The 3,624-nt window shown below is 38.5% G+C and carries 4 protein-coding genes; 3 read left to right on the forward strand and 1 reads right to left on the reverse strand.

Going from position 1 to position 3,624, the window contains the following annotated elements; translation table 11 throughout:
- Nucleotides 1-95: 95 nt before the first annotated feature.
- Nucleotides 96-728 carry a YigZ family protein gene (locus tag P7J36_RS11445; protein WP_408552175.1) on the reverse strand — a complete coding sequence of 211 codons (633 nt, stop codon included), beginning with the start codon at nt 726-728 and terminating at the stop codon, nt 96-98.
- A 56-nt stretch (nt 729-784) separates the two neighbouring features.
- Between P7J36_RS11445 and P7J36_RS11450 the strand changes: the two genes are divergently transcribed.
- The 3 genes from P7J36_RS11450 (at nt 785) to hpf (ending at nt 3,354) form a co-directional block, all read left to right on the forward strand.
- Nucleotides 785-2,077, forward strand: coding sequence for an ATP-dependent helicase ComFA (locus tag P7J36_RS11450; protein ID WP_408552174.1), 1,293 nt, complete (start codon nt 785-787; stop codon nt 2,075-2,077).
- Nucleotides 2,070-2,735, forward strand: coding sequence for a ComF family protein (locus P7J36_RS11455; protein WP_408552173.1), 666 nt, complete (start codon nt 2,070-2,072; stop codon nt 2,733-2,735). Before P7J36_RS11450 ends, P7J36_RS11455 begins: the two co-directional genes overlap by 8 nt.
- Nucleotides 2,736-2,811: 76 nt before the next feature.
- A complete protein-coding gene (gene hpf, locus P7J36_RS11460) occupies nt 2,812-3,354 on the forward strand; it encodes a ribosome hibernation-promoting factor, HPF/YfiA family (protein ID WP_029186180.1) in 543 nt (180 codons plus the stop codon).
- Nucleotides 3,355-3,624: the final 270 nt, after the last annotated feature.

Consider the following 3,624-nt stretch of genomic DNA (forward strand, 5'->3'; position numbering starts at 1 on the left):
AGTCTATCACTTTATCGAAAAATAAAAAGACCCTATCCAATAAAAATTGGAGTAGGATCCTTAACTTAATGACATTGTCTCGCCGATAGCTTTTTTTAATAGACAGGTACCTCAACGATTCGAGAGTTAGCTTTTTTCGCGAATACTTTTCCGTGGTAAAAGTCAGTAAGACTTGCTAATGTTTGTTCAAGGAATTCTTTATCGACAAAAATCATGGTTGAAACTTCAGTAGTAAACTGGGTATCAAATTCTTCCAGACCTTGCTCAGCTCGCCAATTGGCAAACTCTTGGTATTGGGCGTAGGACATACTAATGGAAATACCTTCCTGCTCCTTGACTTCCACAACACCGATCTCCTTGACTGCATTAGCCACGGCTCCAGCGTAAGCACGAATTAAACCACCAGCACCCAGTTTGATGCCACCAAAATAGCGGGTAACCACCGTTGCGACATTGGTCAGCTCGTGATTTTCTAAAACCGTCAGCATTGGCACACCAGCAGTACCAGATGGCTCCCCGTCATCTGAGGAACGCTTGATTTCCATATTTTCTCCAAGGACAAAAGCAGAGCAGTTATGAGTAGCCTTGTAATGTTCTTTCTTTATTTTGTTGATAAAGTCGCGAGCTTCTTCCTCACTAGTCACTCGTTTCATAAAGCAGATAAAGCGTGATTTCTTTATCTCCTCCTCAACAATACCATCTTCTTTAATCGTCTTAAATTCTTTCATAACCAAATTGTACTAATTTTTTTCAAAACTGACAAGAAATTCCGAATAAATAAGTGATGAAAGAATTAGAAGATTACTATGGAAGACTTTTTACCAAGTATCAGTTGACAGCAGAAGAAAGAGAAAGGGCAGTTTCAATATCCAGTGTTGTTGAAAAGAATGCCTGCTTTCGATGTGGAACAGTGTTTGAAGAAGAAAACAAGTTGCCAAATGAAGCATATTACTGTCGAGCCTGCTTGCTTCTAGGTAGAGTGCGGTCAGACGAAAAACTCTATCATTTTCCTCAGAAAGATTTTCCAATTACTAAGTGTTTAAAGTGGAAAGGTCAATTAACTGATTGGCAACAAAGAATTTCAGATGGACTAGTTGCAAACGTGGAAAATAATCGTGCGACATTGGTTCATGCAGTAACAGGAGCAGGTAAGACAGAAATGATCTACCACACCGTTGCCTCAGTGATTGATAAAGGCGGAGCGGTGTGCCTAGCCAGTCCTCGAATTGATGTTTGTATAGAACTCTATAAACGTCTGCAAAACGACTTTTCAGTTCCAATTAGTTTACTACATGGAGAGTCTGAACCCTATTTCCGAACTCCATTAGTTGTATCAACCACACATCAGTTATTAAAATTTTATCAGGCCTTTGATTTGGTTTTGATTGATGAAGTAGACGCCTTTCCCTATGCAGATAATCCCATGCTCTATCGAGCAGCAGATAATGCGGTCAAGGAAGACGGAGTTCAAGTTTTTCTGACGGCGACTTCAACAGATGAATTGGATAAAAAAGTCAGAACAGGTAAATTAAGCCGTCTTAGTTTGCCAAGGCGCTTTCATGGCAATCCGCTTGTTGTCCCGCAAAAAGTCTGGTTTAGTAAATTCGATGATACCCTAAAGAAAAATAGACTAGTTCCAAAGTTGAAAAAAGCGATTGAAGAACAGAGAAAGTCAGGCTTTCCCTTACTTATTTTTGTCCCAGAAATCTCCAAAGGTCAAAATTTTGCTAAGCTAATGGAAAAAACATTTCCAAATGAAACAATTGGCTTCGTATCCAGTCAAACAGAAAATCGTCTTGAAATAGTAGAAGGATTTCGCAATAAAGACATTACAATCCTAATTTCTACCACAATTCTAGAACGTGGGGTAACCTTCCCTGGTGTTGATGTCATCGTTGTCCAAGCTAATCATTATCTCTATACCTCGTCCAGTCTTGTGCAGATTGCAGGTCGAGTCGGCAGGAGTATGGATCGTCCGACTGGCCTACTCCAGTTTTTCCACGAGGGGTCTACCCGTTCCATTGAGAAGGCCATTGCTGAAATCAAACAAATGAACAAGGAGGCCGGCTATGTCTAACTGCTTACTATGTACTCAAAACTTGAAAACCAGACAAACCTTCTCTGAACTTATTTTCTTTGGTAAAACCCAGTCAGGAGTTTGTCATGATTGTCTTGCTACTTTTGAAAAAATAGCAGGGCAACACTGTCCGCATTGTTTTAAAAGTGGGGAAGCAGGAAGCTGCAAGGATTGTCACTACTGGCTAAGCCAAGGGAAATCAGTATCTCACACAGCCATTTTTCAGTACAATGAAGCCATGGCAGCATACTTTAGCCGCTATAAATTTCAAGGCGACTATGTTCTCAGAAAAATTTTTGCATCAGAACTCAAAAAAACACTAGCAGATTTTTCCGACTATACCATCGTTCCCATTCCACTCAGTCAAGAACGACTGGAAGAACGAGGTTTTAACCAGGTAACTGGTTTACTAGAAGCAGCTAATGTTCCTTATCGAGAGTTGCTGGGTAAACGAGATAGTAAAAAGCAATCTTCTAAAAGTCGAGAAGAGAGGTTAGAAACAGAACAAACATTTTACCTACTAGATGAAAAAAATCTACCAGAAAAAATTTTATTAATCGACGATATTTACACAACAGGAGCTACAATTCAGCTTGCAAAAAGTCTTTTCATGAAAACCGAACAGAAAGAAATCAAAACATTTTCACTTTGTAGATAAGAAAACGGTTGCATTTATTTAATAATGTGATATAATAATAGTGAAGAAAGGCGAAAGCCTAGAAAGAGGTACTAATATGATTAAATTCAGTATTCGTGGAGAAAACCTTGAAGTTACAGAAGCACTTCGCACTTATGTAGAAGAGAAAGTTGCAAAGATTGAGAAATATTTCAATGAAGATCAAGAATTGAATGCGAAAGTAAATCTAAAAGTTTACCGTGATAAGCGCTCAAAAGTTGAAGTTACAATTCCAGTTGGCTCAATGACACTTCGAGCTGAGGATGTATCACAGGAAATGTACGGTTCGATTGATCTGGTTGTAGACAAGATTGAACGTCAAATTCGTCGTAACAAAACAAAAATTGAAAGAAAACATCGCCAAAAAGTTGCAACAGGTCAAGTATTTGCAGAAGATTTAGTTGAAGAAACAGAAGACGAAGTAAAAGTTGTAAGAACAAAGCAGGTTGATTTAAAACCAATGGATATAGAAGAAGCAATTCTCCAATTGGAATTACTAGGTCATGACTTCTTCATTTACACTGATGCAAATGATGGTACTACAAACGTATTATATAAACGTGAAGATGGAGATTTAGGACTTCTAGAAGTTCGCCAATAATCAACAAGAACAGTTACAAGATGTAGCTGTTCTTCTTTAATTCAAAAAAACATAAACATACTAAGATTAGTAGTGAGGAAATCTCCGACGGGAGAGAGTACTCACTACTTTTTTCATTCTCAAGATGATAAAGTAGAGGTGTCTTGTTAAGTCGTGGGGCTTTTTGACGCTAGACGTCGCAACAAAAACTGGCAAGACACCTGTTTTAGAAAGAATGTTATCAAAGTATGTGGGACGCCAGACGTCGAGTATTGAAAATGACATCACTAA

Origin of the sequence: Streptococcus suis (assembly GCF_046032115.1) — a bacterium.
Taxonomy (GTDB): domain Bacteria; phylum Bacillota; class Bacilli; order Lactobacillales; family Streptococcaceae; genus Streptococcus; species Streptococcus suis_AJ.

Bases quoted from the DNA above. Each gene is read 5' to 3' on its own strand.
- P7J36_RS11445 (WP_408552175.1), bottom strand. From the start codon at position 728: ATGAAAGAATTTAAGACGATTAAAGAAGATGGTATTGTTGAGGAGGAG.
- P7J36_RS11450 (WP_408552174.1), top strand. From the start codon at position 785: ATGAAAGAATTAGAAGATTACTATGGAAGACTTTTTACCAAGTATCAG.
- P7J36_RS11455 (WP_408552173.1), top strand. From the start codon at position 2,070: ATGTCTAACTGCTTACTATGTACTCAAAACTTGAAAACCAGACAAACC.
- hpf (WP_029186180.1), top strand. From the start codon at position 2,812: ATGATTAAATTCAGTATTCGTGGAGAAAACCTTGAAGTTACAGAAGCA.